Source organism: Pseudomonas sp. DrBHI1 (assembly GCF_002205115.1).
Lineage (GTDB): Bacteria > Pseudomonadota > Gammaproteobacteria > Pseudomonadales > Pseudomonadaceae > Aquipseudomonas > Aquipseudomonas mosselii.
The window spans coordinates 5,457-32,140 of sequence record NZ_NIBE01000067.1 but is presented as its reverse complement, the minus strand read 5'-3'; the positions used below and the strand labels follow the sequence as shown (position 1 = coordinate 32,140).

25 protein-coding genes and 7 tRNA genes are annotated in these 26,684 nt (G+C 65.2%); 26 read left to right on the top strand and 6 right to left on the bottom strand.

All coding sequences use genetic code 11. The annotated features are described in order from the left end of the window. Positions 1 to 127: 127 nt before the first annotated feature. The 13 genes from ccmA to CC207_RS15035 all read left to right on the top strand — a co-directional run bounded on the left by ccmA (position 128) and on the right by CC207_RS15035 (position 9,889). Positions 128 to 760 carry a cytochrome c biogenesis heme-transporting ATPase CcmA gene (ccmA, locus tag CC207_RS15095; RefSeq protein ID WP_028691017.1) on the top strand — a complete coding sequence of 211 codons (633 nt, stop codon included), beginning with the start codon at positions 128 to 130 and terminating at the stop codon, positions 758 to 760. Next, a complete protein-coding gene (ccmB, locus tag CC207_RS15090) occupies positions 757 to 1,425 on the top strand; it encodes a heme exporter protein CcmB (RefSeq protein WP_028691018.1) in 669 nt (222 codons plus the stop codon). The genes ccmA and ccmB overlap by 4 nt, the downstream gene beginning before the upstream one ends. 46 nt (positions 1,426 to 1,471) lie before the next feature. After that, positions 1,472 to 2,239 carry a heme ABC transporter permease gene (locus CC207_RS15085; protein WP_088852347.1) on the top strand — a complete coding sequence of 256 codons (768 nt, stop codon included), beginning with the start codon at positions 1,472 to 1,474 and terminating at the stop codon, positions 2,237 to 2,239. After that, positions 2,236 to 2,412 (top strand): heme exporter protein CcmD, encoded by a 177-nt coding sequence (gene ccmD / locus CC207_RS15080; protein WP_011534872.1) that lies wholly within the window; start codon positions 2,236 to 2,238, stop codon positions 2,410 to 2,412. Before CC207_RS15085 ends, ccmD begins: the two co-directional genes overlap by 4 nt. Continuing rightward, positions 2,409 to 2,864, top strand: coding sequence for a cytochrome c maturation protein CcmE (ccmE, locus tag CC207_RS15075; RefSeq protein ID WP_028691020.1), 456 nt, complete (start codon positions 2,409 to 2,411; stop codon positions 2,862 to 2,864). The genes ccmD and ccmE overlap by 4 nt, the downstream gene beginning before the upstream one ends. Before the next feature lie 11 nt (positions 2,865 to 2,875). Continuing rightward, the gene (locus CC207_RS15070; RefSeq protein ID WP_178080971.1) at positions 2,876 to 4,849 is read left to right on the top strand and encodes a heme lyase CcmF/NrfE family subunit; all 1,974 of its coding nucleotides are present in this window, start codon (positions 2,876 to 2,878) and stop codon (positions 4,847 to 4,849) included. Next, the gene (locus CC207_RS15065; protein ID WP_028691022.1) at positions 4,846 to 5,382 is read left to right on the top strand and encodes a DsbE family thiol:disulfide interchange protein; all 537 of its coding nucleotides are present in this window, start codon (positions 4,846 to 4,848) and stop codon (positions 5,380 to 5,382) included. Before CC207_RS15070 ends, CC207_RS15065 begins: the two co-directional genes overlap by 4 nt. Beyond that, positions 5,379 to 5,855: a cytochrome c-type biogenesis protein gene (locus CC207_RS15060; protein ID WP_088852346.1), complete on the top strand. Its 477-nt coding sequence runs from the start codon at positions 5,379 to 5,381 to the stop codon at positions 5,853 to 5,855. Before CC207_RS15065 ends, CC207_RS15060 begins: the two co-directional genes overlap by 4 nt. Then, positions 5,848 to 7,035 (top strand): c-type cytochrome biogenesis protein CcmI, encoded by a 1,188-nt coding sequence (gene ccmI / locus CC207_RS15055; protein WP_088852345.1) that lies wholly within the window; start codon positions 5,848 to 5,850, stop codon positions 7,033 to 7,035. Before CC207_RS15060 ends, ccmI begins: the two co-directional genes overlap by 8 nt. A gap of 12 nt (positions 7,036 to 7,047) precedes the next feature. Beyond that, on the top strand, positions 7,048 to 7,470 hold the full coding sequence (locus CC207_RS15050; RefSeq protein ID WP_028691025.1) for a hypothetical protein: 423 nt from the start codon (positions 7,048 to 7,050) through the stop codon (positions 7,468 to 7,470). Between the two features lie 68 nt (positions 7,471 to 7,538). Next, complete coding sequence (locus tag CC207_RS15045) at positions 7,539 to 8,477, top strand: 2-hydroxyacid dehydrogenase (RefSeq protein WP_062361724.1); 939 nt, start codon at positions 7,539 to 7,541, stop codon at positions 8,475 to 8,477. A gap of 50 nt (positions 8,478 to 8,527) precedes the next feature. Further along, positions 8,528 to 9,316 carry a PhzF family phenazine biosynthesis protein gene (locus CC207_RS15040; protein WP_028691027.1) on the top strand — a complete coding sequence of 263 codons (789 nt, stop codon included), beginning with the start codon at positions 8,528 to 8,530 and terminating at the stop codon, positions 9,314 to 9,316. A gap of 156 nt (positions 9,317 to 9,472) precedes the next feature. Beyond that, complete coding sequence (locus CC207_RS15035) at positions 9,473 to 9,889, top strand: cupin domain-containing protein (protein ID WP_028690418.1); 417 nt, start codon at positions 9,473 to 9,475, stop codon at positions 9,887 to 9,889. Between the two features lie 54 nt (positions 9,890 to 9,943). Here the strand turns inward: CC207_RS15035 and CC207_RS15030 are convergent. Next, positions 9,944 to 10,019: transfer RNA gene (locus CC207_RS15030), tRNA-Asn, on the bottom strand. Between the two features lie 62 nt (positions 10,020 to 10,081). Then, positions 10,082 to 11,278 (bottom strand): amino acid aminotransferase, encoded by a 1,197-nt coding sequence (locus tag CC207_RS15025; RefSeq protein ID WP_028690419.1) that lies wholly within the window; start codon positions 11,276 to 11,278, stop codon positions 10,082 to 10,084. A gap of 289 nt (positions 11,279 to 11,567) precedes the next feature. On the opposite strand from CC207_RS15025, the gene uvrB reads away from it, so the two are divergent. Continuing rightward, positions 11,568 to 13,583: an excinuclease ABC subunit UvrB gene (gene uvrB / locus CC207_RS15020; RefSeq protein WP_028690420.1), complete on the top strand. Its 2,016-nt coding sequence runs from the start codon at positions 11,568 to 11,570 to the stop codon at positions 13,581 to 13,583. A 119-nt stretch (positions 13,584 to 13,702) separates the two neighbouring features. Here the strand turns inward: uvrB and CC207_RS15015 are convergent, their stop codons facing one another. Both CC207_RS15015 and CC207_RS15010 read right to left on the bottom strand, forming a co-directional pair. Further along, positions 13,703 to 15,193, bottom strand: a complete 1,491-nt coding sequence (locus tag CC207_RS15015; protein ID WP_172402427.1) for an MDR family MFS transporter — start codon at positions 15,191 to 15,193, stop codon at positions 13,703 to 13,705. Positions 15,194 to 15,242: 49 nt separating this feature from the next. Then, positions 15,243 to 16,292 carry an HlyD family secretion protein gene (locus tag CC207_RS15010; RefSeq protein WP_088852344.1) on the bottom strand — a complete coding sequence of 350 codons (1,050 nt, stop codon included), beginning with the start codon at positions 16,290 to 16,292 and terminating at the stop codon, positions 15,243 to 15,245. Positions 16,293 to 16,434: 142 nt separating this feature from the next. On the opposite strand from CC207_RS15010, the gene gltX reads away from it, so the two are divergent. The 12 genes from gltX to CC207_RS14950 all read left to right on the top strand — a co-directional run bounded on the left by gltX (position 16,435) and on the right by CC207_RS14950 (position 22,676). Further along, positions 16,435 to 17,916 (top strand): glutamate--tRNA ligase, encoded by a 1,482-nt coding sequence (gltX, locus tag CC207_RS15005; protein ID WP_088852343.1) that lies wholly within the window; start codon positions 16,435 to 16,437, stop codon positions 17,914 to 17,916. A 346-nt stretch (positions 17,917 to 18,262) separates the two neighbouring features. Beyond that, a tRNA-Ala gene (locus CC207_RS15000) sits at positions 18,263 to 18,338 on the top strand. A 72-nt stretch (positions 18,339 to 18,410) separates the two neighbouring features. Further along, a tRNA-Glu gene (locus CC207_RS14995) sits at positions 18,411 to 18,486 on the top strand. Positions 18,487 to 18,538: 52 nt separating this feature from the next. Continuing rightward, positions 18,539 to 18,614, top strand: a tRNA-Ala gene (locus CC207_RS14990). Between the two features lie 43 nt (positions 18,615 to 18,657). Beyond that, a tRNA-Glu gene (locus tag CC207_RS14985) sits at positions 18,658 to 18,733 on the top strand. Positions 18,734 to 18,799: 66 nt separating this feature from the next. Next, a tRNA-Ala gene (locus CC207_RS14980) sits at positions 18,800 to 18,875 on the top strand. A 42-nt stretch (positions 18,876 to 18,917) separates the two neighbouring features. Next, positions 18,918 to 18,993 (top strand) — tRNA-Glu (locus CC207_RS14975). A gap of 171 nt (positions 18,994 to 19,164) precedes the next feature. Further along, positions 19,165 to 19,704: a TetR/AcrR family transcriptional regulator gene (locus CC207_RS14970; protein ID WP_088852342.1), complete on the top strand. Its 540-nt coding sequence runs from the start codon at positions 19,165 to 19,167 to the stop codon at positions 19,702 to 19,704. A 24-nt stretch (positions 19,705 to 19,728) separates the two neighbouring features. Then, positions 19,729 to 20,562 carry an alpha/beta fold hydrolase gene (locus tag CC207_RS14965; protein WP_088852341.1) on the top strand — a complete coding sequence of 278 codons (834 nt, stop codon included), beginning with the start codon at positions 19,729 to 19,731 and terminating at the stop codon, positions 20,560 to 20,562. Between the two features lie 44 nt (positions 20,563 to 20,606). After that, positions 20,607 to 21,041, top strand: a complete 435-nt coding sequence (locus CC207_RS14960) for a thioesterase family protein (RefSeq protein ID WP_028690426.1) — start codon at positions 20,607 to 20,609, stop codon at positions 21,039 to 21,041. 52 nt (positions 21,042 to 21,093) lie between these two features. Further along, a complete protein-coding gene (locus CC207_RS14955) occupies positions 21,094 to 22,065 on the top strand; it encodes a tRNA-dihydrouridine synthase (RefSeq protein ID WP_028690427.1) in 972 nt (323 codons plus the stop codon). Between the two features lie 167 nt (positions 22,066 to 22,232). Then, the gene (locus CC207_RS14950; RefSeq protein WP_028690428.1) at positions 22,233 to 22,676 is read left to right on the top strand and encodes an Hsp20 family protein; all 444 of its coding nucleotides are present in this window, start codon (positions 22,233 to 22,235) and stop codon (positions 22,674 to 22,676) included. A 177-nt stretch (positions 22,677 to 22,853) separates the two neighbouring features. Here CC207_RS14950 and CC207_RS14945 read toward each other — a convergent pair whose 3' ends face one another. Both CC207_RS14945 and CC207_RS14940 read right to left on the bottom strand, forming a co-directional pair. Then, positions 22,854 to 26,150 (bottom strand): PAS domain S-box protein, encoded by a 3,297-nt coding sequence (locus CC207_RS14945; RefSeq protein WP_028690429.1) that lies wholly within the window; start codon positions 26,148 to 26,150, stop codon positions 22,854 to 22,856. A gap of 61 nt (positions 26,151 to 26,211) precedes the next feature. Continuing rightward, on the bottom strand, positions 26,212 to 26,684 hold a 473-nt coding region (locus tag CC207_RS14940; RefSeq protein WP_256582092.1), incomplete at its 5' end, for a LysR family transcriptional regulator substrate-binding protein.

The window sequence follows — 26,684 nt, the reverse complement described above, 5'->3', positions numbered from 1 at the left end:
TGGCGCGTGCAATAATGCTGCTCGCTCGCCATTGCCAGTATAACGGCAGGGGTTGGAGCGACTTGAGACGCAGGCTGCAATCGGTGTCGGTACCGGTGACAGACCTCATACTGTATAAGGCGATACCGTGATCCTTCACCTTCAAGCCGCGGGCCTGGCCTGCGAGCGCGACTGGCGGCTGCTGTTCGAGCACCTGCACTTCGAGCTGCACCCTGGCGACATGCTGCAGATCGCCGGCCCCAATGGCAGCGGCAAGACCAGCCTGCTGCGCCTGCTGGCCGGGCTCATGCAACCCACCGCCGGGCAGATCCTGCTTGGCGGCCAGCCATTGGCCGAACAGCGTCATGCCCTGGCCAGCATCCTGTTGTGGATTGGCCATGCCGCCGGGATCAAGGATTTGCTCACCGCTGAAGAGAATCTCGCCTGGCTCTGCGCCCTGCATCGGCCGGCCGGTCGCGAGGCAATCTGGCAGGCGCTGGAGGCTGTCGGCTTGCGCGGGTTCGAGGACGTGCCCTGTCACACCCTGTCAGCCGGCCAGCAGCGTCGGGTCGCCCTGGCTCGGCTGTACCTGGACAGCCCGCCGCTGTGGATCCTCGACGAGCCGTTCACCGCCCTGGACAAGCAGGGCGTGGCACAGCTGGAAGCCCACCTTGCGGCCCACTGTGAGCAGGGCGGCACCGTGGTGCTGACCACCCACCACACGCTCGAACGCAAGCCATCGGGCTACCGCGAGCTGAACCTGGGGCAATGGGCGGCATGAGCGTATTTCTTCTGCTGTTGCGCCGCGAGGCTCGCCTGTTGTTCCGCCGTCCGGCGGAGCTGGCCAATCCGCTGGTGTTCTTCGCCATCGTCGTCGCTTTGTTCCCGCTGGCGGTCGGTCCGGAGACGCAATTGTTGCAAACCTTGTCGCCTGGACTGGTCTGGGTAGCGGCCCTGCTGGCGGTGCTGCTGTCGCTGGACGGGTTGTTCCGCAGCGATTTCGAGGACGGTTCGCTCGAGCAGTGGGTGCTTTCGCCGCATCCGCTGGCCCTGCTGGTGCTGGCCAAGGTGCTGGCGCACTGGATCTTTTCCGGGCTGGCGCTGGTATTGTTGGCGCCACTGCTGGCACTGATGCTGGGCCTGCCGAGCGCCTGCCTGCCGGTGCTGCTCGCCTCCCTGTTGTTGGGCACGCCGGTGTTGAGCCTGCTGGGCGCGGTGGGCGCGGCGCTGACGGTCGGTCTCAAACGCGGTGGGCTGCTGCTGGCGTTGCTGATTCTGCCGTTGTATATCCCTGTGTTGATCCTGGGCAGTGGTGCGTTGCAGGCGGCGTTGCAGAATATGCCTGCCACCGGTCACCTGCTCTGGCTCGCCAGCCTGACGGCCCTGGCGGTGACACTGGCACCCTTTGCGATCGCGGCCGGCCTGAAGATCAGCGTCGGCGAATAACGAGTCCCGGGCACCGCAGCCCGGCCAATACCCTGGATGTACCCTGATGAAAATGAGTTGGACGTGGTTCCACAAGTTGGGCTCCCCCAAATGGTTCTATGCCATCAGCGGCCGCATGCTGCCGTGGCTGAGCGTTTGCGCTGTCGTGCTGCTGCTGGTCGGCATCACCTGGGGCCTGGCCTTCGCCCCCCAGGACTACCAGCAGGGCAACAGTTTCCGCATCATCTATATCCATGTGCCGACGGCCATGCTGGCGCAGTCGTGCTACGTCATGCTTGCGGTGGCGGGCGTGGTGGGGCTGGTGTGGAAGATGAAACTGGCCGATGTCGCGCTGCAGTGCGCGGCGCCCATCGGCGCCTGGATGACCGCGGTAGCTTTGGTTACCGGGGCGATCTGGGGCAAGCCCACCTGGGGCAGTTGGTGGGTCTGGGACGCGCGCCTGACCTCCATGCTCATCCTGCTGTTCCTGTACTTCGGCATCATCGCCCTGGGCCAGGCCATCAGCAATCGCGACAGCGCGGCCAAGGCCTGCGCGGTGCTGGCCATCGTCGGCGTGGTCAACATCCCGATCATCAAGTACTCGGTGGAGTGGTGGAACACCCTGCACCAGGGCGCTACCTTCACCCTCACCGAAAAGCCGGCCATGCCGGTGGAGATGTGGCTGCCGCTGCTGCTCACCGCACTGGGCTTCTACTGCTTCTTCGCCGCCGTGCTGCTGCTGCGCATGCGCCTGGAAGTGCTCAAGCGCGAGGCCCGCGCCAGTTGGGTCAAGGATGAGGTGCTGGGTCAGCTCGGACGGGAGGCGGCACGATGAGCTTCGCGTCCTTCAGTGATTTTCTCGCCATGGGCCACCATGGTCTGTACGTCTGGTCGGCCTACGGCATCTGCCTGGCGGTGCTGGCGCTGAATGTCGCCGCGCCCCTGCTGGCCCGTCGCCGCTACCTGCAAGAAGAGGCGCGTCGTCTGCGCCGGGAGAGCAAACCGTGAATCCGCAGCGCAAGAAACGCCTGTTCATCATCCTCGGCCTGCTGGCCGGTGTCGGCGTCGCCGTGGGCTTCGCCCTGAGCGCGCTGCAGCAGAACATCAACCTGTTCTACACCCCGACGCAGATCGCCAACGGCGAGGCGCCGCTGGACACTCGCATCCGCGCCGGCGGCATGGTCGAGAAAGGCTCGGTGCAGCGCTCGGCCGATTCGCTCGATGTGCGCTTCGTGGTCACCGACTACACCAAGTCGGTGCCGATCACCTACCGCGGCATCCTCCCTGACCTGTTCCGCGAAGGGCAGGGCATCGTCGCCCTTGGCAAGCTCAACGCCGATGGCGTGGTGGTGGCCGACGAGGTGCTGGCCAAGCACGATGAGAAGTACATGCCGCCGGAGGTCACCAAGGCCCTGAAGGAAAGCGGCCAGGCCGCCAGCGACGCGGGGGCCAAGCCATGAATGCGGCCCTGGTGATCCCCGAACTCGGCCAGCTGGCGATGATCCTGGCGATCTGCTTTGCCGCCGTGCAGGCCACTGTGCCGCTGCTCGGCGCCTGGCGCGGCGACAGCCTGTGGATGGGCCTGGCGCGGCCGGCGGCCTGGGGGCAGTTCGCCTTCCTGGCGTTTGCCTTCGCCTGCCTCACCCACGCCTTCATGACCGACAACTTCTCGGTCGCCTACGTCGCCAGCAACTCCAACAGCGCCTTGCCCTGGTACTACAAGTTCAGCGCCGTGTGGGGCGCCCATGAAGGCTCGCTGCTGCTGTGGGCACTGATCCTTGGCGGCTGGACCTTCGCCGTGTCGATCTTCTCGCGCCAGTTGCCGCAGGTGATGCTGGCGCGGGTGCTGGCGGTGATGGGCATGATCAGCGTGGGTTTCCTGAGCTTCCTGATCATCACCTCCAACCCGTTCTCGCGCCTGCTGCCGCAGGTGCCGGGCGACGGCCGCGACCTGAACCCGCTGTTGCAGGACTTCGGCCTGATTGTCCACCCGCCGATGCTGTACATGGGCTATGTGGGCTTCTCGGTGGCCTTCGCCTTCGCCATCGCCGCTTTGTTGGGCGGTCGTCTCGATGCCGCCTGGGCGCGCTGGTCGCGGCCCTGGACCATCGTCGCCTGGGCCTTCCTCGGCGTGGGCATCACCCTCGGCTCGTGGTGGGCCTACTACGAGCTGGGCTGGGGGGGCTGGTGGTTCTGGGATCCGGTCGAGAACGCCTCGTTCATGCCTTGGCTGGTGGGCACGGCGCTGATCCACTCGTTGGCGGTCACCGAAAAACGCGGGGTGTTCAAGAGCTGGACCGTGTTGCTGGCCATTGCCGCATTCTCCCTGAGCCTGCTGGGGACCTTCCTGGTGCGTTCCGGCGTGCTGACATCGGTGCATGCGTTCGCCGCCGACCCGTCCCGTGGCGTCTTCATCCTGATCTTCCTGCTGTTCGTGGTTGGTGGCTCGTTGACCCTGTTCGCCCTGCGCGCGCCGGTGGTCAAGAGCCAGGTGGGCTTTGCCCTGTGGTCCCGTGAAACCTTGCTGCTGGCCAACAACCTGGTGCTGGTGGTGGCAGCCTCGATGATCCTGCTGGGCACCCTGTACCCGCTGGTGCTCGACGCCCTGACCGGGGCCAAGCTGTCGGTCGGCCCGCCTTACTTCGACGCCCTGTTCCTGCCGCTGATGGCGCTGCTGATGGTGGTGCTCGGCGTGGGTGTGGTGGTGCGCTGGAAGGACACCCCGGGCAAATGGCTGGCCGGCATGCTGACCCCGGTGCTGGTCGGTAGCGCGATCCTGGCGCCGGTCGCCGGGCTGATCGTCGATGACTTCGACTGGCCGGCCCTGAGCGTGTTCGCCCTGGCCGCCTGGGTGGTCCTGAGCGGCGTGCGCGACATCCTCGACAAGACCCGTCACAAGGGTTTGGCCAAGGGGTTGGCGGGCCTGAGTCGCAGCTACTGGGGCATGCACCTGGCGCATCTGGGCCTGGTGGTGTGCGCGCTAGGCGTGGTGCTGTCGAGCAACAACAGCGCAGAACGCGACCTGCGCATGGCGCCGGGCGAGACCGTCGAGCTGGGTGGCTATCTCTTCCTGTTCGAGGGCGCCAAGCACTTCGAAGGCCCGAACTTCATTTCCGACAAGGGCACCGTGCGCGTCTCGCGCGATGGCCGCGAAGTGTCCGTGCTGCACCCTGAAAAACGCCTGTACACCGTGCAGCAGTCGATGATGACCGAGGCTGGCATCGACGCCGGCTTCACTCGCGATCTGTATGTCGCCCTGGGCGAGCCGCTGGAAAACGGCGCGTGGGCGGTGCGGGTGCATATCAAACCCTATGTCCGCTGGATCTGGCTGGGCGGTCTGCTGACCGGCCTGGGCGGCTTGCTGGCGGCCCTCGACCGACGCTACCGCGTCAAGGTCAAGACCCGGGTGCGTGAGGCCCTGGGCGTGTCTGGAGCGACTGCATGAAGCGTTGGATCATGGTGGTGCCGCTGGCGGTGTTCCTGCTGGTGGCGGTCTTTCTCTACAAGGGGTTGTTCCTCAAGCCCGACGAACTGCCTTCGGCGATGATCGGCAAGCCGTTCCCGGCGTTCTCGCTGGCGAGCGTGCAGGGCGATCGTAGCCTCACCCAAGACGACCTGATCGGTCGCCCGGCGTTGGTCAACGTGTGGGGTACCTGGTGCCCGTCGTGCAAGGTCGAGCACCCGTACCTGAACCAGTTGGCCGAGCAGGGCGTGGTAATCCACGGCGTCAACTACAAGGACGACAACGTCGCCGCGCTGAAATGGCTGGCTGAGTTCCACAACCCGTACCAGCTGAACATCGCCGACCAGCAAGGCTCGCTGGGCCTGGACCTGGGCGTGTACGGCGCGCCGGAAACCTTCCTGATCGACGCCAAGGGCATCATCCGCTACAAGCACGTGGGCGTGGTCGATGCCACGGTGTGGCGCGAGCAGCTGGCGCCGCTGTACCAGGGGCTGGTCGATGAGGCCCGGCCATGAGGCGCTGGCTGGCGGCCGCCGTGCTCGGCCTGAGCCTGGTCGGGGTGGCCAAGGCGGCCATCGACACCTACCAGTTCCGCGATGACGCCGAGCGCGAGCGCTATCAGCAACTGACCAAGGAACTGCGCTGCCCCAAGTGCCAGAACCAGGACATCGCCGACTCCAACGCGCCCATCGCCGCCGACCTGCGCCGCGAGATCTTCCGCATGCTGGGCGAGGGTAAGGACAACCAGCAGATCGTCGATTTCATGGTCGATCGCTATGGCGACTTCGTGCGTTACAAGCCGGCGCTCAGCGGGCGCACCTGGCTGCTCTGGTTCGGCCCGGGGATCCTCCTGATTGGAGGCTTCGTGGTGTTGGCGCTGATCGTGCGCCGTCGCCGTGGCCAGGCCGTGGCCGGCAACACCGAACTGTCCGCCGACGAACGCGAGCGTCTGGCCAAACTGCTGGATAAAGAACGTACCCATGACTGAATTCTGGCTTAGTGCGGGCCTGCTGCTGCTCGCCGCCCTGGCTTTCCTGCTGCTGCCGATCCTGCGCGGTCGCCGCCGTCAGCAGGCCGAGCAGGACCGTACCGCCCTCAATGTGGCGCTCTATGAGGAGCGCGTCGCCGAACTGGCTGCCCAACAGGCGGCCGGCGTTCTTGACGAACAACAACTGGCCAATGGCCGTGACGAGGCCGCCCGTGAGCTGCTGGCCGATACCGAGCGTGGCGACGTGATCCGCCAGGGCCACCTGGGCAAGGCCGTGCCGTTGCTGGCGGCGGTGCTGGTGCCGGCCATGGCCCTGGGGCTGTACCTGCACTTCGGCGCCGCGGACAAGGTCGAACTGACCCAGGAGTTCGCCCGCGCGCCGCAGTCGATGGCGGAAATGACCACGCGCCTGGAGCGTGCGGTACAGGCCCAACCCGACTCGGCCGAAGGTCTGTACTTCCTTGGTCGTGCCTATATGGCCGAGCAGCGGCCAGCCGACGCGGCCAAGGCCTTCGAGCGCGCCGTGGCCCTGGCCGGGCGTCAGCCCGAGTTGCTCGGACAATGGGCGCAGTCGCTGTACTTCGCCGCCGATAAACAGTGGTCGGCGCAACTGCAGGCGCTCACCGATGAAGCGCTGAAGGCTGACCCGCAGGAGGTCACCAGCCTAGGCCTGCGTGGTATCGCCGCCTTCGAGGGCGAGCGCTACCAGGAGGCCATCGACTTCTGGCAACGCCTACTGGCGCAGTTGCCGCAGGGCGACGCGTCCCGTGACGCGCTGCAGGGCGGCATTGACCGCGCCGCCGACAAGCTCAAGGCCGGGGGCGGCAAGGTGGCCGAGACGGCGCGCCTGAAGGTACGGGTGGAGCTGGCAGCGGCGCTCAAGGACAAGGTGCGCCCCGACGACACCGTGTTCATCTTCGCCCGCGCCAGCAATGGCCCGCCCATGCCGCTGGCGGCCAAGCGGGTGACCGTGGCGCAGCTGCCGATCGAGGTGGAGTTGTCCGATGCCGACGCGATGATGCCGCAGATGAAACTGTCGGACTTCGCCGAAGTCCAACTGGTTGCCCGCGTCTCGCGCGCCGGGCAGCCCACCCACGGTGAATGGAAGGGCCAGAGCGCCCCGCTGGCCACCGGCACCCAGGGCACCCAGCATGTGACCATCGACAGTCCCGACTCATAAGAGAGCAGCCCCATGAACAGCACCGTCCGCCTGACCCTGATTTCCCTGGCCCTGGGTCTTTCCGCGTGTACGGTGCATCAGCCCGGGGAGCGTGAACCGCTGCCGCCGATCGAGACCACGCCGCCGCACAAGGGGCCGGTGGTCAAGCCCTTGCCGGGTGGCCAGCCCGGGACGCAACCGAGCAAGCCGGCGGCGATACCCAAGCCGATGCCACGCACTTCCGCCAGCTTCGCGCCGCCGCCGGGGGGCGCCAGCCACTGGGACCCGAAGCTGGGGGTCTATGTGCTGGAGAAGCAGCCCAACACCTTCTACCGCCAGCGCACCTATTACCGCTGGAACAATGGCTGGAGCTGGTCGCTGAGTCCCAACGGACCGTGGCAGGACACTGACAGCAGTGGTGTGCCGGGCGGGTTGGGCAGGGCGTTCGGGCAGTAATCAACGTTGACCTGATCGCAGGGCAAGCAACTGGCATAATCCCCCTTCGCATTCAACCGGAGGGTGGCATGAGCAAGACAGTCCTGGTGCTGGTGGAAACCGTCGATGACTACCTGCCGCTATTGGAACGGGCCGGCTACCGCCTGATCCGCGCACCCTCGCCGCAAATGCGCACCGACGCCATCGCCCGCCATGCCGGCGAGATTGATGCCGTGCTCACGCGTGGCCCGCTGGGCCTCACGGCTGACGAAATTGCCACGCTGACCCAACTTCAAATCATCTGTGTGATCGGTGCCGGCTATGAGCAGGTCGATCTCGAGGCCGCTGCGGCCCGCGGCATAACCGTCACCAATGGTGCGGGCGCCAACGCCGGGCCCGTCGCCGACCATGCCATGGCGCTGCTGCTGGCGCTGTTGCGCGATATTCCCCGTGCCGATGCCAGTACCCGCCGTGGCGAATGGAACCGGGTGATCAGCCCCTCGGTCAGCGGCAAGCGGCTGGGCATCATCGGCCTGGGCGCGGTTGGCCAGGCCATCGCCCGCCGTGCGAGCCACGGCTTTGACATGCACGTCAGCTACCATAGCCGCACGCCTCGTCGGGGCCAGCCCTACACCTGGTACGACAGCCCGTTGCACCTGGCCGAAGCCGTGGACATTCTGGTGGTCGCGACGCCCGGTGGCAGTGGCACCCGGCATCTGGTCGATGGCTCGGTACTGGAGGCCTTGGGCGCCGAGGGGTACCTGGTCAACATTGCCCGGGCCAGCGTGGTGGATACCACGGCGTTGGTCACTGCGCTGGAGCGGGGCGTGATCGCGGGGGCCGCGCTGGATGTGTTCGATGACGAGCCTGCGGTGCCCGATGCGCTCAAGGCGCTGGGCAACACGGTGCTGACCCCGCATGTGGCGGGGCAGTCGCCGGAAGCGGCGCGCGATACCGTGGCCCTGGTACTGCGTAACCTGCAGGCATTCTTTGCCGGCGAGCCGGTGTTGACGCCGGTTCGCGGTTGAATCCTTTCTGAAGTCCGCCCGGCGCGGTGCCGGGCCTGAGGAGTTTGTACATGCAACTTGAGATTTTCCAGGTCGACGCGTTTTCATCCGAGCCGTTCGGCGGCAATCCCGCAGCGGTGATTCCATTGCAGCAGTGGCTGCCCGACGAGGTGCTGCAACGCATTGCTGAAGAGAACAATCTGTCCGAGACGGCGTTCTTCGTGCGTAACGGTGAAACGTTCGACCTGCGCTGGTTCACGCCGGCGGTGGAGGTTGACCTGTGTGGGCATGCGACGTTGGCGGCGGCATGGGTGTTGTTCGAGCAGTTGGGCGAGCAGGCCGAGGTGTTGCGGTTCAATACCCGTAGCGGGGAGTTGCGGGTTCGGCGTGATGCCGATGGCCTGCTGGCGATGGATTTCCCGGCCAAGCAGCCGGAGGCCGTGGAAATTCCGGCGGGATTGTTGGAGGCGCTTGGGTTAAGTGAGGCTCGGGCGTTGTACCGGACCGACGATTATGTACTGGTGATTGACGATGTCTCGCTGATCGAGGGGCTCAAGCCGGATTTCGTGGCGTTGTCGGCGTTTGATGTACGGGGGATTGCGGTGACGGCGGCGGGGCGGGGGTTTGATTTCGTCACGCGGTGGTTTGGGCCTCGGGTGGGGGTCAATGAAGATCCGGTGACCGGGTCGGCGCATACGTCCTTGGCGCCCTACTGGGCGCAGCGGTTGGGCAAGAGCAGCTTGCGCTGTGAGCAGGGTGGGGGGCGCAAGGGGCAGTTGCAGTGTGATTTGCCGGGGAATGGGCGGGTGATTATCAGTGGGCGGGGGGCGCTTTATTTGCGGGGTGTGGTTTTTGTTTGAGTTGCTGGAATGATTGTGGTTTCAAGCGTTGTGCGCGCATTCATTTACGGAGGGTGTGATTCGCCAATCGGCCTCCCGTTTTTCCCGCGAATTGGCCATTTGCCGCTCACAAACCTGGGCTTAACCTGCAGGTAGATATCCCTCAGGAGAAGCCCCATGCGATTCATCCATCTAGCCGTTGTGCTGTTGACGTCAAGCCTGCTCGCACTACTGTCACCTGCCTGGGCCCACGGCGAGAAACCCGATCAGGTCAGGATTCTGCAGGAGCAGCTCCCGACCAATGCCCCAGGCAAGAGAGCTGTAATGCTCATGGTCAGCTATGGCCCCGGCCAGGCGTCGCCCGCCCACCAGCATCCGGGAGCGGTCATGGCCTATGTATTGGAAGGAGCGGTGACCTCCAAACTCAACGACGAGCCGGAGAAAACCTACCAGGCCGGCGAGTTCTGGTACGAGGCGCCGGGCACCGTGCACAGCGTGTCGCGCAATGCCAGCAAGCGCGCGCCGGCCAAGCTGCTGGTCTGGAGCCTGGTGGAGGAGGGCAAGCCGGTGACCGAGCCCTTGCCCAAGCCCTGAATCGCAGGCAATAAAAAACCTCCAGTGCTTGCGCATCTGGAGGTTTTCAGTATTTGGCTCCGCGACCTGGACTCGAACCAGGGACCCAATGATTAACAGTCATTTGCTCTACCGACTGAGCTATCGCGGAATCTGCGCGTATCTTACCGATTGCCCGGGGGAAGTCAAGCTTCCCCCAAGACAATCAAGCAGTTACAGCACTTCGACGATGGCCTTGGTGACCACGTGAATGTTGCTCTGGTTCAGGGCGGCGACCGCGATGCGGCCGGTGTCCAGGGCGTAGATGCCGAACTCGTTCTTCAGGCGCGCCACTTGCTCCACGGTCAGGCCCGAGTAGGAGAACATGCCGCACTGGCGACCGACAAAGCTGAAGTCGCGCTTGGCGCCGTATTCGGCCAGCAGCTCGACCATCTGCTTGCGCATGCCGTGGATGCGCTCGCGCATCTCGGCCAGCTCGGTTTCCCACATCTGGCGCAGCTCGGGGCTGTTGAGCACGGCGGCGACGATGCTGGCGCCGTGGGTCGGCGGGTTGGAGTAGGTGGTGCGGATCACGCGCTTGACCTGCGACAGCACGCGGGTGCTTTCGTCTTTCGAGGCGGTGACGATCGACAGCGCGCCGACGCGCTCGCCATACAGCGAGAACGACTTGGAGAACGAGCTGGATACGAAGAACTCCAGGCCCGATTCGGCGAACAGGCGCACGGCGAAGGCGTCTTCGTCGATGCCGGCACCGAAGCCCTGGTAGGCCATGTCCAGGAACGGGATGTGGCCCTTGGCCTTGACCACTTCCAGGACATTCTTCCAGTCGTCCAGCGACAGGTCGACACCGGTTGGATTGTGGCAGCAGGCGTGCAGGACGATGACCGAGCCGGCTGGCAGTTTGTTCAGGTCCTCGAGCATGCCGGCGCGGTTGACGTCGTGGCTGGCGGCATCGTAGTAACGGTAGGTCTGTACCGGGAAGCCGGCGCTCTCGAACAGGGCACGGTGGTTTTCCCAGCTCGGATCGCTGATGGCCACAACGGCGCCCGGCTGCAGACGCTTGAGGAAGTCGGCGCCGATCTTCAGCGCGCCGGTGCCGCCCACGGCCTGCACGGTGACCACGCGGCCGGCGGCCAGCAGCGGCGACTCGGCGCCGAAGATCAGCTTCTGCACGGCCTGGTCGTACTGGGCGATGCCGTCGATCGGCAGGTAGCCGCGGGAGGCGTGCTGGGCGGCACGGGCGGTCTCGGCCTCGATCACCGCGCGCAGCAGCGGGATGCGGCCTTCCTCATTGCAGTAGACGCCCACGCCCAGGTTCACCTTGTCGGTGCGTGGGTCGGCGTTGAATGCTTCGTTGAGGCCCAGGATAGGGTCGCGGGGTGCCAGCTCGACAGCGGAAAACAGGCTCATTGTTACCTTGGCTCTGATAGGAGAGTGATAGGGGTCGCCACGCTCCAGCCGAAGGCACTGAAGCGGTGCGCAAACGGGGAGTCAGTATAGTGATACCGACCGGTCACTGCGACAGTCTGGCGCAGCTTTTCCGGCTGTTTGCGCAAATATTTTTCGACCATTGGTCGAATTGCCCGGTCCATTGACATGAACGTTCACACGTCGGCCTTGAATGCCGCGCCCAGGGCGCGCATTTGGGTATAGACTACTGGCTAAATTTACAGTTGCCGCGACATCCACGAGGTCCGTCATGTCCGAGTTCCAGCTCGTCACCCGATTCCAGCCGGCCGGCGACCAGCCCGAGGCCATTCGCCAGATGGTCGAGGGCATCGACGCGGGCCTGTCGCACCAGACCCTGCTCGGGGTCACCGGCTCGGGCAAGACCTTCAGCATCGCCAACGTCATCCAGCAGGTGCAGCGCCCGACCATGGTGCTGGCGCCGAACAAGACCCTGGCTGCGCAGTTGTACGGCGAGTTCAAGGCGTTCTTCCCGAACAACGCGGTGGAGTACTTCGTCTCCTACTACGACTACTACCAGCCCGAAGCCTATGTGCCGTCGTCGGACACCTTCATCGAGAAGGACGCGTCGATCAACGATCACATCGAGCAGATGCGCCTGTCGGCGACCAAGGCGCTGCTGGAGCGGCGCGACGCGATTATCGTCACCACCGTCTCGTGCATCTACGGCCTGGGCAGTCCTGAGACCTACCTGAAAATGGTCCTGCACGTCGACCGCGGCGACAAACTCGATCAGCGCGCCCTGCTGCGGCGCCTGGCCGACCTGCAGTACACCCGCAACGAGATGGACTTCGCCCGCGCCACCTTCCGCGTGCGTGGCGACGTGATCGACATCTTCCCGGCCGAATCGGACCTGGAGGCGATCCGCATCGAGCTGTTCGACGACGAGGTGGAGAATATCGCCGCCTTCGACCCGCTGACCGGCGAGGTGATTCGCAAGCTGCCGCGGTTCACCTTCTACCCCAAGAGCCACTACGTGACCCCGCGGGAAACCCTGGTCGAGGCCGTGGACGGGATCAAGGAGGAGCTCAAGGAGCGCCTGGAGTACCTGAATTCGCACAACAAGCTGGTGGAGGCCCAGCGCCTGGAGCAGCGCACCCGCTTCGACCTGGAGATGATCCTCGAGCTGGGCTACTGCAATGGCATCGAGAACTACTCGCGCTACCTCTCCGGACGCCCGGCCGGCGCGCCGCCGCCCACGCTCTACGACTACCTGCCCGATGACGCGCTGCTGGTGATCGACGAATCCCACGTCAGCGTTCCCCAGGTCGGCGCCATGTACAAGGGCGATCGCTCGCGCAAGGAAACCCTGGTGGAGTATGGCTTCCGCCTGCCGTCGGCACTGGACAACCGGCCGATGCGCTTCGACGAATGGGAGGCGGTCAGCCCACAGACCATCTTCGTCTCCGCCACGCCCGGCCCCTACGAGGCCGAGCACGCCGGGCGGGTGGTGGAGCAGGTGGTGCGGCCGACCGGCCTGGTCGATCCGCAGGTCGAGGTGCGCCCGGCGTTGACCCAGGTGGACGACCTGTTGTCGGAGATCGGCAAGCGCGTGGCCGTGGGCGAGCGGGTGCTGGCCACCACGCTGACCAAGCGCATGGCCGAGGACCTCACCGATTACCTGGCCGACCACGATGTGCGGGTGCGCTACCTGCACTCGGATATCGACACCGTCGAGCGGGTCGAGATCATCCGCGACCTGCGCCTGGGCACCTTCGACGTGCTGGTGGGGATCAACCTGCTGCGCGAGGGCCTGGACATGCCCGAGGTGTCGCTGGTGGCGATCCTCGATGCCGACAAGGAGGGCTTCCTGCGTTCCGAGCGCTCGCTGATCCAGACCATCGGTCGTGCCGCGCGCAACCTCAACGGCAAGGCGATCCTCTACGCCGACAACATCACCGGCTCCATGCAGCGGGCCATTGACGAGACCGAGCGGCGTCGGGCCAAGCAGGTGGCGTTCAACGAAGCCAATGGCATCGTGCCCAAGGGCGTGGTCAAGGACATCACCGACATCATGGAAGGCGCCACGGTGCCGGGAGCGCGGAGCAAGAAGCGCAAGGGCATGGCCAAGGCGGCGGAGGAGGCCGAGCGCTACGAGGCCGAGCTGCAGACCCCGGCGCAGATCACCAAGCGCATCAAGCAGCTGGAAGAAAAGATGTTCCAGTTCGCCCGCGATCTGGAGTTCGAGGCCGCCGCGCAGTTGCGCGACGAAATCGGCAAGCTGCGCGAGCGCCTGCTGGCCAGCTAAAGCCCTACGCAATCACTGTAGGAGATTGCCCAGCCCTTCGGGCTACGCTCCCACAGGGATCGCGCTAGCTTTAGCAGTTGAGCAAGACAGTTGCTCCTACAGGTCAAGGCGTGACTCGATCAATGCGCCTCGCCCGCCTTCAACCCCTGCGGCAATGTGCGCGTCAGCAGCACCGCCAACATGCTCACCGCCAGCCCGATCCCGACAAAATGAAAGGCATCGTTGTAGGCCATGATCAAGGCCTGCTGGTGGGTAATCTCCGACAGCTTGCCCAGCGCCGCGTTTTCGCTGCCCAGCCGCTCCGCCAACTGCGCCAGACGCTCCGCCACCTGCGGATTGTTCGGCACCACCGCCTCGCGCAGGTAGTCGAAGTATTCCTTGGTCCGCGCATCCAGCAGCGTCGCCAGCAAGGCGATGCCGATGGCGCCGCCCAAGTTGCGCAGGATGTTGAACAGGCTCGACGCCGAGCCCGCGTCCTGGGGCTGGATATAGGCCGTGGCAATCAGTGAGATGGTCACCATGATCATCGGTTGGCCAAGGGCGCGAATCACCTGGATCTGGTTGAACTGCGGCCCGGCGAAGTCCGGGTTGAGCACCCCGGAGCCAAAACTGGCCGCGCCGAACAGGCAAAAACCCAGGGCGCACAGCACCTTGGGCGGGATCACCTTCATCAGCTGCGGCACCAGCGGGATCAGGAACAGCTGTGGCACGCCCATCCACATGATCACCTCGCCGATCTGCAGGGCGTTGTAGCCCTGGATCTGCGCCAGGTACAGCGGCAGCAAGTAGATCGATCCGTACAGGCCGACGCCCATGCCCAGGCTGGCGATGCTCGACAGGCCGAAGTTGCGGTTGCCGAGGATTCGCAGGTTGATCAGCGGGTGCGGGCGGGAGAACTGCAGGATCACGAACAGGATCAGGCTGAGCAGGGCGACGCTGCCCAGGCTGACAATCAGGTTCGACTCCAGCCAGTCCTTGCGATGCCCCTCCTCGAGAAACACCTGCAGACAGCCCAGGCCCAGGCCAAGAGTGACGATGCCGGCGTAGTCGGTGCTCTTGAGCAGTTCCCAGTGCGCTTCCTTCTTCTCCAGCCCGTAGAGCAGGCCGGCGATCATCACCAGCCCCGGCGGGATGTTGATGTAGAAGATGTACTCCCAGCCCCAGTTCTCGGTCAGCCAGCCGCCCAGGGTCGGGCCGATGGAGGGGGCGAAGGTGGCGGTCATGGCGAACATGGCCATGCCCTTGGCGCGGTGGTGTTCGGGCAGCTTGATCAGGGTCAGGGTGAACGCCAGCGGGATCAGCGCGCCACCGGTGAAACCCTGCAGGGCGCGAAACACGATCATGCTCTCGAGGTTCCAGGCCATCGAGCACAGCAGCGACGACACCAGGAAGCCCAGCGACACCCACACCGCCAGGCGCCGGGCCGAGAGCAGTTGCACCAGCCAGGCGGTCAGCGGGATCATGATGATCTCGGCCACCAGGTAGGAGGTGGAGATCCACGAGCCTTCTTCCAGGGTCGCCGACAGCGCGCCCTGGATGTCCTTGAGCGAAGAGTTGGTGATCTGGATGTCCAGCACCGCCATGAAGGCGCCGAGCATCACGCTCATCACCGCGATCCAGTCGCGCCGGGTCGGCTCCGCGGTGGGGCGCAGCGGCGCGTCACCGGCCATCGGTATCCCCATCGCGCAGGTCGACCGTGGCGGTGACCGACATGCCCGGGCGGATGCGCCCATGCAGCGGGTTGTCGGCGGCGAAGGTCAGCTTGACCGGAATGCGCTGCACCACCTTGGTGAAGTTGCCGGTGGCGTTGTCTGGCGGCAACAGGCTGAACTGCGCGCCGGAAGCGGCAAACAGGCTGTTCACGCGGCCTTCGATCGGGGTATCGGGGTAGCTGTCGAACCGCAGTTCGGCGTGCTGCCCGGGGTGCATCCTTCCGATCTGGGTTTCCTTGAAATTGGCCTGTACCCAGATGTCCTCGTCGGGGACGATCGACAGCAGGTAGGCACCGGCCTGGACCACTTGGCCATTGCGGGCGCTGCGCTGGCCAATGGTGCCGCTGATCGGCGCATGGATCGCGCAGCGGGTCAGGTTCAGCTCGGCCTGGGCCAGGTCGGCGCGGGCATTGGCGATCTGCGCGTCAAGGCGCTTGAGTTCGGCGTTCAGGGCGTCGACCTGCTGGCGCTGGCCCTTGAGGTCAGCCTGGGCCTTGTCTACCTGCGAGCGGGCGACATGACTTTCCGCCGACAAGGTGGTGACCCGCTCTTCGGAGACGAAGCCGGGCTTGCGCAGGGCCTGGGCACGGTTGAGGTCCAACTGCGAGCGGTCGAGGGTGGCCTGGCTGGCGGCCACCTGGGCCTGACCGGCCGCGATCAGGCTGCCTTGCTGGGTCAGGCGGCTACGCGCCTGGGCCAGTTCCGCCTCGCGGGTGGCCAGGGCCGCGCGGGCGCGCTCGACGGCCAGTTCGAAGTCGGCGGCTTCCAGGCGCACCAAAAGGTCGCCCTTGCGCACGTGCTGGTTGTCCTCGACCCGCACCTCTTCGATGCGCGCGCCCAGCTGGCTGGAGATGCGGGTGATCTCGCCTTGGACATAGGCGTTGTCGGTGCTCTCAAAGAAGCGCCCCTTGAAGTACCAGTGGGCCAGGAAGGCGAGGCCGACCAGCAGCACCAGGGAGATGAAGACCAGCAGGCGGCGTTTGAGTGGAGTGGGCATGGGAGGCTGTCGTTGCGAGAATGTAAGCAAATTTAACAGCGCTCGGCAGTCCCCTCACAAGTGACGATCGCGCCATTGCTGGAGCCCGGTACCTGCTCCCTGCTAACATCCCGCCTTTGTTTCTCTTTGTTCGAGACTCTCCATGACCACCGTTCGCACGCGTATCGCGCCATCGCCCACCGGCGACCCCCATGTCGGCACCGCCTACATCGCCCTGTTCAACTACTGCTTCGCCAAGCAGCACGGCGGTGAGTTCATCCTGCGGATCGAAGACACCGACCAGTTGCGCTCCACCCGCGAGTCCGAGCAGCAGATCTTCGACGCCCTGCGCTGGCTCGGCATCGAGTGGAACGAAGGCCCGGACGTGGGCGGCCCGCACGGTCCATACCGGCAGAGCGAGCGTGGCGAGATCTACGCCAAGTACGCCAAGCAACTGGTCGACGCCGGCCACGCCTTCTACTGCTTCTGCACCGCCGAAGAGCTGGAGCAGATGCGTGCCGAGCAGATGGCCCGCGGCGAAACCCCGCGCTACGATGGCCGCGCCCTGCTGCTGAGCGACGATGAAGTGCAGCGCCGCCTGGCCGCTGGCGAGCCGCATGTGATCCGCATGAAGGTGCCGAGCGAAGGCGTCTGCGTCGTGCCGGACATGCTCCGTGGCGATGTCGAGATTCCGTGGGACCGCATGGACATGCAGGTGCTGATGAAGAACGACGGCCTGCCGACCTACTTCCTGGCCAACGTGGTCGACGATCACCTGATGGGCATCACCCACGTGCTGCGCGGCGAAGAGTGGCTGCCGTCGGCGCCCAAGCTGATCAAGCTGTACGAGTACTTCGGCTGGGAACAGCCCAAGCTGTGCTACATGCCGCTTTTGCGCAACCCCGACAAGAGCAAGCTGTCCAAGCGCAAGAACCCGACCTCGGTGACCTTCTACGAGCGCATGGGCTTCATGCCTGAAGCCATGCTCAACTACCTGGGTCGCATGGGCTGGTCGATGCCGGACGAGCGCGAGAAGTTCTCGCTGGCCGAGATGGTCGAGCACTTCGACCTGTCGCGCATCTCCCTGGGCGGTCCGATCTTCGACATCGAGAAGCTGTCTTGGCTGAACGGCCAGTGGCTGCGTGAGCTGCCGGTGGAAGAGTTCGCCGCGCGCGTGCAGAAGTGGGCGTTCAATAGCGACTACATGATGAAGATCGCCCCGCACGTGCAAGGCCGGGTCGAGACCTTCAGCCAGGTTGCCCCGTTGGGAGGCTTTTTCTTCGAGGGCGCGCTCAAGCTCGACGCCAAGCTGTTCGAGAGCAAGAAGCTGTCGGCCGATCAGGTACGCCAGGTGATGCAGCTGATCCTGTGGAAGCTGGAAAGCCTGCGTCAGTGGGAAAAGGACCGCATCACCGGCTGTATCCAGGCCGTGGTCGAGTCGCTGGAGTTCAAGTTGCGCGATGCCATGCCGCTGATGTTCGCCGCCATCACCGGCCAGGCCAGCTCGGTGTCGGTGCTCGACGCCATGGAAATCCTCGGTCCCGACCTGACCCGCTACCGCCTGCGCCAGGCCATCGACCTGCTCGGTGGCGTGTCGAAGAAGGAAAACAAGGAGTGGGAGAAGCTGCTGGCGAATATCGCCTGATGGCGTACTGAAGGCGGTCGCTGAACCTTGTGGGAGCGGCCTTGCGTCGCGAAAGGACCGCAACGCGGTCCCGCGAATTTAGCTTCCACGCAATAATCGCCGGGGCCGCTGTGCGGCCCTTTCGCGACGCAAGGCCGCACCCACAGGCATTTCCCTCGCGGCCAAGTAATCGGTAGCAGCAGGGCAGGGCGGTAAGTGATTGTTATCTGTGAAAAAAATTTTGAATATTTTCAAAAATTCGTTTGACAGCCCTGCAATCCGATCTTAATATGCGCCCCGTCCACAGCGATGAACGAAAACGAAACGCCAGGCACCCAGCCAGCGCTTCGGTTCAAAGCGACATTGTGGGGCTATAGCTCAGCTGGGAGAGCGCCTGCATGGCATGCAGGAGGTCAGCGGTTCGATCCCGCTTAGCTCCACCAAATTCCGACTGATGGCCAAGGCCGTCAGGCAAGACCGGTTCCAGCAAACGGGTCTTGAAGGTAAGAAGGTTCGTCCCCTTCGTCTAGTGGCCTAGGACACCGCCCTTTCACGGCGGTAACAGGGGTTCGAGTCCCCTAGGGGACGCCAGTTTCACACAAGCGATGTTTAAAATGTCGCTGGGCCGCGAGGCTAGAAATCCGGGGCTATAGCTCAGCTGGGAGAGCGCCTGCATGGCATGCAGGAGGTCAGCGGTTCGATCCCGCTTAGCTCCACCAATTTTGCCGCGATTCGCGAAAGCGGGTCGGCACGAAGGTTAAAGTCCCCTTCGTCTAGTGGCCTAGGACACCGCCCTTTCACGGCGGTAACAGGGGTTCGAGTCCCCTAGGGGACGCCACTTTTACCCGCGTTTGCGGGCGTTGAATAGCTCATCATCCAGATCGGTGAGTTATTTGTTTTACTCGGGGCTATAGCTCAGCTGGGAGAGCGCCTGCATGGCATGCAGGAGGTCAGCGGTTCGATCCCGCTTAGCTCCACCAATTTGCCACGATTCGCAGCGGCGAGTCGGCACGAAGGTTAAAGTCCCCTTCGTCTAGTGGCCTAGGACACCGCCCTTTCACGGCGGTAACAGGGGTTCGAGTCCCCTAGGGGACGCCAATTTTTTACCTGCGTTTTGCAGGACTTATAAGGCTCATTCGATTATTGAATGGGCCTTTTGTTTTTTCTGCCTCCCGAAAACTGTCGCTGCGCCGATCAATGGCCGTAGATTCCGCTTGCCAGAAAATATTATGAATATAATATGATGACCATAATGTTTTGAGGTGAGCCATGAGCGACAAGAAGAGCAAGACCCGCGAACGCATCCTCGATGCCGCCCGCAGCGCGTTGGTGCAACGGGGGCCGGCCGAGCCGAGCGTCAGCCAGGTCATGGGCGCCGCGGGGCTGACGGTCGGCGGCTTCTATGCCCACTTCGACAGCAAGGACGAGCTCATGCTCGAGGCGTTCAGCCAGTTGCTCGGCGAGCGCCGCGCCTTGCTCGCCCAGCTCGATCCCGCCCTTGACGGCGCCGAGCGCCGGGCCCTGGTGGCGGCTTTCTACCTGTCGCGCAAGCACCGTGATTCCGAGGTGCAGGCGTGCCCGATTCCCAATGCACTGAGCGAGATGCAACGCCTGCCGGAGGCGTTTCGCAATGTGTTGGCCGAACACATCGAGTTGATGACCGCACAGATGGTCGATCGACCCGAAGACATCGACAAGGCGCTCGCCGATTTCGCCCTGATGGTGGGTGGCCTGGCCGTGGCCCGTGCCCTGGGCGATGGCGAACTGTCCGACCGTATCCTGCGCGCCGCCAAGTCGGCGGTGATCTGAGCAACCTGACCCTGGAGCAAGGCGATGACTACCCTGAGCTGGATTCGTGGCGTCAATGGCACTCTCGGCCACCTGGTCCCCGAGCATGTCGCCGGCAAGATGCGCCGTGCCTTCATGACGCCGCGCGCCTTGCCGCCCAAAACCTGGGAGCTGCCGCTGCTGGCCCGCGCCGAGCGCATCACCCTGCGTTTCGGGCTGTCGGCGCTGCGCTGGGGGCAGGGGCCGACGGTGTTGCTGATGCATGGCTGGGAAGGGCGCCCGACCCAGTTCGCGGCGTTGATCGAGCGGCTGGTCGACAGCGGCCACACCGTGGTGTCGCTGGAAGGGCCGGCCCATGGGCGCTCGCCCGGCGAGCAGGCGCATGTGGTGGCGTTCGCTCGCGCTTTGCTGGAGGCCGCCGCCGAGCTGCCGCCGTTGCGGGCGGTGATTGGCCACTCCATGGGCGGCGCCAGCCTGTTGCTGGCCCTGCAATGGGGGCTGCGCACCGATGCGGCAGTCAGCATCGCCGCGCCGGCACGCCTGCTTGGCGTGCTGCGTGGCTTCGCCCGGCGTCTTGGCCTGCCGGCCCGGGCCAGGGCCGCATTCATCCGTCAGGTGGAGCGGGATGTCGGCGTGCAGGTGGCGCGCCTGGATGTCAGTGGCTATCAGCTGGATGTGCCGGGCCTGGTGGTGCATGCCGAGGACGATCCGGTGGTGCCGGCCGGCGAGGCGCCGGTAATTCACCAAGCCTGGTTCGACAGCCGCTTGCTGCTGCTGGAAGAGGGCGGCCATCAGCGGGTGTTGGCCGACCCGCGCCTGGGCGAGGCGGTGATGGAGCTGCTGGCGCGCTCCAGCCAACGCGCGCGGCAAAGCGCCTGAGCATCCGTTACACTCTGCCCGGTCACTGAACACCGGGAGCGGGCATGAGCTGGGATCTGGCAGCACCATTCATCATCGACCTACGCGTCGGCAGCGAGGACATCGACGGCCTCGGTCACGCCAACAACGCCGTCTATGTCACCTGGCTTGAGCGCTGTGCCTGGCGCCATTCCCAGCGCCTGGGGCTGGACCTGGCCGAGTATCGCCGGCTGGACCGGGCGATGGCGGTGGTCCGCCATGAAATCGACTACCTCGCCGCCGCCTATGAGGACGACGAGCTGCAGCTGGCCACCTGGATCGTCGACTGGGACCAGCGCCTGCGCATGACCCGGCGCTTCCAGCTCAAGCGTCCGAGTGACGGCGTCACCTTGCTGCGGGCGCAGACCACCTTCGCCTGCATCGAGCTGTCCAGCGGCAAGCCCAAGCGCATGCCGGCGCAATTCCTCGATGGTTACGGTCCGGCGCTGACCGGCCGCTGAAGCGCGGCGTTTTTTTGCTAGACTGCCGCCTTTTGCGTGGCGAGACCCTGAAATGCAAATTGCCCTGGCCCCGATGGAGGGGCTGGTCGACAACATCCTGCGCGACGTCCTGACCCGGGTGGGCGGCATCGATTGGTGCGTCACCGAGTTCATCCGCGTCTGCGACCGCCTGCTGCCGGCGTCGTCGTTCGACAAGCTGGCGCCGGAGCTGCGCCAGGGCGCGCGCACCGCCGCCGGCGTGCCGATGCGCGTGCAATTGCTCGGCTCGGATCCGGTGTGCCTGGCTGAAAATGCGGCCCTGGCCTGCGAGCTGGGCGCGCCGGTCATCGACCTGAACTTCGGCTGCCCGGCCAAGACCGTCAACAAGTCTCGGGGCGGGGCGGTGCTGCTCAAGGAGCCCGAGCTGCTGCATGCCATTGTCCGCGAGGTGCGGCGCGCGGTGCCGGCGCATATCCCGGTGACCTCGAAGATGCGCCTGGGCTACGACAGCCCCGACGGCGCGCTGGACTGCGCCAGGGCGCTGGCCGAAGGCGGCTCGGCGCACCTGGTGGTGCATGCGCGGACCAAGGTCGAGGGCTACAAGCCGCCGGCCCATTGGGAGTGGGTGGCGCGGGTGCAGGATGTGGTCGCGGTGCCGGTGTTCGCCAATGGCGAGATCTGGACGGTCGACGACTGGCGGCGCTGCCGCGAAGTCAGCGGTGCCAAGGACATCATGCTGGGGCGCGGGCTGGTGTCGCGCCCGGACCTGGCGCTGCAGATCGCCGCGGCCCGCGATGGCGTCGAGTACCAGCCGATGAGCTGGGATGAGTTGCTGCCACTGCTGCGCGAGTTCTGGCGCCAGGCCCAGGACAAGCTGTCGCCGCGCTACGCGCCGGGGCGAATGAAGCAGTGGCTGGCGATGTTGACCCGTGGCTATCCCGAGGCGGTGGCGCTGTTCGCTGAGTTGCGTCGAGAGGATGACTGCCAGCGGATCAGTGAGTTGCTGGGCGTGAAGATGCGCGCCGTTGAGGCTTGTGTCGCCTGAGTCGGCGCTTTCGCGGGGCAAGCCCGCTTCCACGAAACCATACCCAGTCGAAAATTTTTTCATGCCAGCCCTTGAAAGCCTTTTGCCAGGACCTATCTCTTGAGTACGCGATGCCGAAGTCGGGTCGCGTAGTGACTTTACTTGCTGAATCTCAGGAGTTAATGACCATGACTACCGCTTTCTCTCTTGCACCGCTTTTCCGCAACTCCGTCGGTTTCGACCGTTTCAACGACCTGTTCGAAGCCGCCGCCCGTAACGAGGCCGGTAGCAGCTACCCGCCCTACAACGTGGAAAAGCATGGCGATGACCACTATCGCATCGTGGTCGCCGCGGCCGGCTTCCAGGAACAGGACCTCGACCTGCAAGTCGAAAAAGGCGTCCTGACCGTGACCGGCGGCAAGCGCGACAACGCCAGCGAAGGCGTCACCTTCCTGCACCAGGGCATTGCCCAGCGCGCCTTCAAGCTGTCGTTCCGCCTGGCCGACCATATCGAGGTCAAGGGCGCGGGCCTGGCCAACGGCCTGCTCAGCATCGAACTGCTGCGCATTGTGCCGGAAGAAGCCAAGGCCAAGCGCATCCCGATCAACGGCGAAAAGCCGGCGCTGAACTGAGTTCGGCGGGATGAAAGAAAGGGCACCTTCGGGTGCCCTTTCTGCTTTGTGCCGGGGATGAATGCCCTTTGGCTGGCGTGGGAGCGGGCTTGTCCCGCGATTGCAATGCTGGGTCTCATACCGCAATCGCGGGGCAAGCCCGCTCCCACGCCATGCGTGAACCGTTACCAGGCCAGTTCAGTAATCCGCCGGCGCCTCCAGCAGCATCTGACGGAACTCCGGCAACGGCAGCGGTCGGCTGTGCAGATAGCCCTGGTAAAGGTGGCAACCCAGCCGCTCAAGGAACTCCAGCTGCTCGGTCAGCTCCACGCCTTCGGCAATCACCGCCAGTTCCAGGCTGCGTGCCATGGCGACGATGGCGCGGACGATCTCGGCGTCGTTGGGGTCGACCGGCGCGTCGCGCACGAAGGTCTGGTCGATCTTCAGCGCGTCCACCGGCAGGCGCTTGAGGTAGGTGAGCGAGGAATACCCCGTGCCGAAGTCGTCCATGGCGAAGCTCACGCCGTAGCCCTTGAGTTCGCGCATCTTGCTGATGGTGTCCTCCAGGTTCTGGATGACGATGCCTTCGGTGATCTCCAGCGTCAGCATGCGCCGCGGCAGGCGGTAGTCGTCGAGGCTGCGCAGGACCCGCTCGACGAAGTCGTTCTGGCGGAACTGCCGCGGGCTGATGTTGACACACAGGCTGAAGTCGTCGGCGTCGATCAGGCCGTCCGCGAGCATGTGCGAGCAGGCATCGCAGGCCTCGTCGAGGATCCAACTGCCGACTTCGAGGATCAGGCCGCTTTCCTCCAGCACCTGGATGAACTGCGCCGGCGGTTGCTGGCCCAACTGCGGATGGTGCCAGCGCAGCAGCACCTCGGCGCCGACGATGCGGTTGTCGCGGGCATCGACCTGGGGCTGGAAGTGCAGGGCCAGTTCACCCCGGGCCAGCGCCAGGCGTAGGTCGCTTTCCATGCGCAGGCGCTCGCTGGCTGCCTTCTGCATGGTGGTGTGGAACAGCTGGGTGGCGTTGCGTCCTGAGTCCTTGGCCCGATACAGGGCAATGTCGGCGCGTTTGAGCAGATCGGCGGGGGTGGTGCCATGGTCGGGGATCAGGGCCACGCCGATGCTCGGTGTCACCTGCAGGCGCTGCCCGTCCAGCGACATTGGCTCGGCCAGCAGCTCACGCAAGGTGTCGGCCAGTTCGCGAACCCGGCTTTCCACCACCTCGCGGCTGCCCTCCAGGCCGCTGAGCAGTACCACGAACTCGTCGCCGCCCAGGCGCGCCACGGTGTCCTCCAGGCGCACGCTGGCCTCGAGGCGGGCGGTGATGATCTTCAGTACCGTGTCGCCTACCGGATGGCCGAGGGAGTCGTTGATGTGCTTGAAGTGATCGAGGTCGAGGAACAGCAGCGCGCCGCGCAGGTTGTGGCGCTTGAGCAGCGCGATCTGCTGGCTCAGGCGGTCCATCAGCAGGGCGCGGTTGGGCAGGTTGGTCAGCGGGTCGTGGTAGGCCAGGTGGCGGATTTGCGCCTGGGCATTCTTCAGCAGGCTGACATCGCGGGCGGTGAGTAGCAGGCAGTCGGTTTCGTTGAGGCTGATCGGCTCCACCGAGACCTCCACCGTGAGGATGTCGCCACGTTTGTTGCGCCCGAGCATCTCGCGGTGATGCACCCGGCCGCGCTCGCGCAGCTCGTTGAGCAGGGCGGCACGCTGTTTTTCATCGGCCCAGATGCCGATTTCGTAGACCGTGCGACCCACCACTTCCTCGGGGCTGTAGCCGGTCAGCCGGCTGAAGCCGTCGTTGACCTCCACGTAGCGCCCGCTCTGGCGTTCGGTGATGGTGATGGCGTCGGGGCTGGAGTGGAATGCCTTGGCGAATTTTTCTTCGCTGGACTTGAGCGCCGCCTCGGCGCGTTGCTGCTGGGTGATGTCGCGCAGGGTGGTGACGCTGCAAGGCTGGCTGTCGACACTGATCAGGCGGCTCGAGATCACGCAGGTCAGCGGCGTGCCGTTGCGGTGGTTGACCACCACCGCCACATTGCTCAGGGCCTGGTCGCGGATCACCCGCTCGATGCGCTGGGCGCGTTCGGCCGATTCGGCCCACAGGCCGATCTCCTCGGCGGTCTGGCCGAGGATCTGCTCCGGGTTCCAGCCGAAGGTCTGGCTGAAGGCCGGGTTGATCTCGATGAACTGGCCGGTGTCCTGGCGGGTCACGCAGATCGGGTCGGGGCTGACCTGGAACAGGCTGGCGAATTTTTCTTCCGAGGCGCTCAGGCGCTGTTCGCGTTCGACCTGGTCGGTGATGTCGAGCAGGGTACCGGCCATGCGCAGGGGATTGCCGTGGTCGTCGCGGTACAGTCGGGCGCGGCTTTCGATATAGCGCGAGGCGCCGTTGTCCAGCTGCACGCGGTAGGTGATCTGGTAGTTGCCTGCCGGCCCCTCACGCAGGCTGCGATAGGCCTGGCGCATGGCGCTGCGCTCGTGCTCGGGCACGCCTTCGAAGAAGGCCTCGAACGATTCGTGGAAAGGTACCGGGTCCAGCCCGTGCAGCTGGGCGGCGCGGGCCGAGCCATAGAGCATGCCGCTGGGGATGTGCCAATCCCAGGTGCCGAGCTGGGCCGAGTCCAGGGCCAGGTCGAGGCGCTCCTGGCTGTCCTTGAGCGCCTGCTCGGCGCGTTTGCGCTCGGTGGTGTCGACGAAGGTGCTGATCAGGTAGGTGACGCCTTCGAGTTCGATGCCCTGGGTGCAGAGGATGCCGTCGTGGATCTTGCCGCTGGTGGCGCGGAACTGCACCTCCAAGGTCAATGGGCCGCTGCCGGCGCGGGTGGCGTCCATCACCAGGTGGCGCTGCTCGGGATTGACCCACAAACCCAGCTCCAGGCTGGTCTTGCCGACCACCTGGGCGCCCGGCCAGCCGAACATGTGCTCGAAATGCTGGTTGACCTCGATGATCATGCCGTCGTGGCGGCGGGTCAGGAGGATGGCGTTGGGGCTGAGGTGGAACAGGGTGGCGAAGCGCTTTTCCGAATTGATCAGCGCGGATTCCCGCTCGCGCTGGCGGGTGATCTCGCGAATGACCCCGATCATCTGTGGCCGGCCGTGGGGATCGTGGGTCAGGCTGCCGTTGATCTCCAGCCAGTGCACGCTGCCATCGGGCCAGCGGATGCGGTGGCGCATGGCCTGTTCCACTGGCTCGCCGTTGACCACGGCCTGGAATGCCTGGCGGGTGCGGGCGCGGTCTTCCTCGGGAAGCAAGTCCAGGTAGTCGACGTCGTTGGGTAGCGGGCGCTGCGGATCGAAGCCGAACAGTGCCTGGGTGCCCCGTGACCAGCTCACCCGGCCACTTTCGATGTCCCACAGCCAGGCGCCCAGGCGCGCGCCGTTGAGCGCGGCCAGCAGCTGGGGAGCGTTCTGCCAGGCCAGCTCCGATTCCTGGGGATCGGCCGCAGGGATGCGTGGCAGGCGCGGAAAGCGGTTTGCTGATTTGGGCATCGGTACCAGACCTTTGGCGGAAAACGCGTCCTTGTGGATGTCATGCCGTACTGACGAGCGGTCAGGCGGACCCTGCATGGCTGTCGAGCAGGGCCATGAAAGCCCTGGCTGCGTTCGACAGCGTGCGTTCGGTATGCAGTATGTAGCCTAGCTGGCGTGACAGCTGTATGCCGGGCAGGGCGATGGGCGCCACCTGTTCATCGAGCATAGTACGTGGCAGCACGCTCCACGCCAGGCCGATCGACACCATCATCTTGATGGTTTCCAGGTAGTTGGTACTCATGGCGATGTTCGGGACCAGGCCCTGGCTTTCGAACAGGCGCTGGACGATATGGTGGGTGAAGGTGTTGCCGCCGGGGAACACCGCCGGGTGGCGTGCCACGTCGGCCAGGCTGACCGCGCCGTTGCTGGCCAGTGGGTGCTCGGGCGAGGCGACGAAGTCCAGGGCGTCGTCCCACACCGGCACAGCCCGCACTAAATGGTGTGGCTCGGGCGCCAGGGTGATCACCGCAATCTCGGCGCGACCGTGCAGCA

Coding starts and splice junctions, on each gene's coding strand:
- CC207_RS14970 (WP_088852342.1), top strand. CDS start 19,165: ATGAGCGACAAGAAGAGCAAGACCCGCGAACGCATCCTCGATGCCGCC.
- CC207_RS14950 (WP_028690428.1), top strand. CDS start 22,233: ATGACTACCGCTTTCTCTCTTGCACCGCTTTTCCGCAACTCCGTCGGT.
- CC207_RS15025 (WP_028690419.1), bottom strand. CDS start 11,278: ATGAGCCTGTTTTCCGCTGTCGAGCTGGCACCCCGCGACCCTATCCTG.
- ccmD (WP_011534872.1), top strand. CDS start 2,236: ATGAGCTTCGCGTCCTTCAGTGATTTTCTCGCCATGGGCCACCATGGT.
- gltX (WP_088852343.1), top strand. CDS start 16,435: ATGACCACCGTTCGCACGCGTATCGCGCCATCGCCCACCGGCGACCCC.
- ccmI (WP_088852345.1), top strand. CDS start 5,848: ATGACTGAATTCTGGCTTAGTGCGGGCCTGCTGCTGCTCGCCGCCCTG.
- CC207_RS15045 (WP_062361724.1), top strand. CDS start 7,539: ATGAGCAAGACAGTCCTGGTGCTGGTGGAAACCGTCGATGACTACCTG.
- CC207_RS14955 (WP_028690427.1), top strand. CDS start 21,094: ATGCAAATTGCCCTGGCCCCGATGGAGGGGCTGGTCGACAACATCCTG.
- CC207_RS15085 (WP_088852347.1), top strand. CDS start 1,472: ATGAAAATGAGTTGGACGTGGTTCCACAAGTTGGGCTCCCCCAAATGG.
- CC207_RS15050 (WP_028691025.1), top strand. CDS start 7,048: ATGAACAGCACCGTCCGCCTGACCCTGATTTCCCTGGCCCTGGGTCTT.
- CC207_RS15060 (WP_088852346.1), top strand. CDS start 5,379: ATGAGGCGCTGGCTGGCGGCCGCCGTGCTCGGCCTGAGCCTGGTCGGG.
- uvrB (WP_028690420.1), top strand. CDS start 11,568: ATGTCCGAGTTCCAGCTCGTCACCCGATTCCAGCCGGCCGGCGACCAG.
- CC207_RS15010 (WP_088852344.1), bottom strand. CDS start 16,292: ATGCCCACTCCACTCAAACGCCGCCTGCTGGTCTTCATCTCCCTGGTG.
- CC207_RS14965 (WP_088852341.1), top strand. CDS start 19,729: ATGACTACCCTGAGCTGGATTCGTGGCGTCAATGGCACTCTCGGCCAC.
- CC207_RS15035 (WP_028690418.1), top strand. CDS start 9,473: ATGCGATTCATCCATCTAGCCGTTGTGCTGTTGACGTCAAGCCTGCTC.
- ccmB (WP_028691018.1), top strand. CDS start 757: ATGAGCGTATTTCTTCTGCTGTTGCGCCGCGAGGCTCGCCTGTTGTTC.
- CC207_RS15040 (WP_028691027.1), top strand. CDS start 8,528: ATGCAACTTGAGATTTTCCAGGTCGACGCGTTTTCATCCGAGCCGTTC.
- CC207_RS15065 (WP_028691022.1), top strand. CDS start 4,846: ATGAAGCGTTGGATCATGGTGGTGCCGCTGGCGGTGTTCCTGCTGGTG.
- CC207_RS14945 (WP_028690429.1), bottom strand. CDS start 26,150: ATGCCCAAATCAGCAAACCGCTTTCCGCGCCTGCCACGCATCCCTGCG.
- CC207_RS14960 (WP_028690426.1), top strand. CDS start 20,607: ATGAGCTGGGATCTGGCAGCACCATTCATCATCGACCTACGCGTCGGC.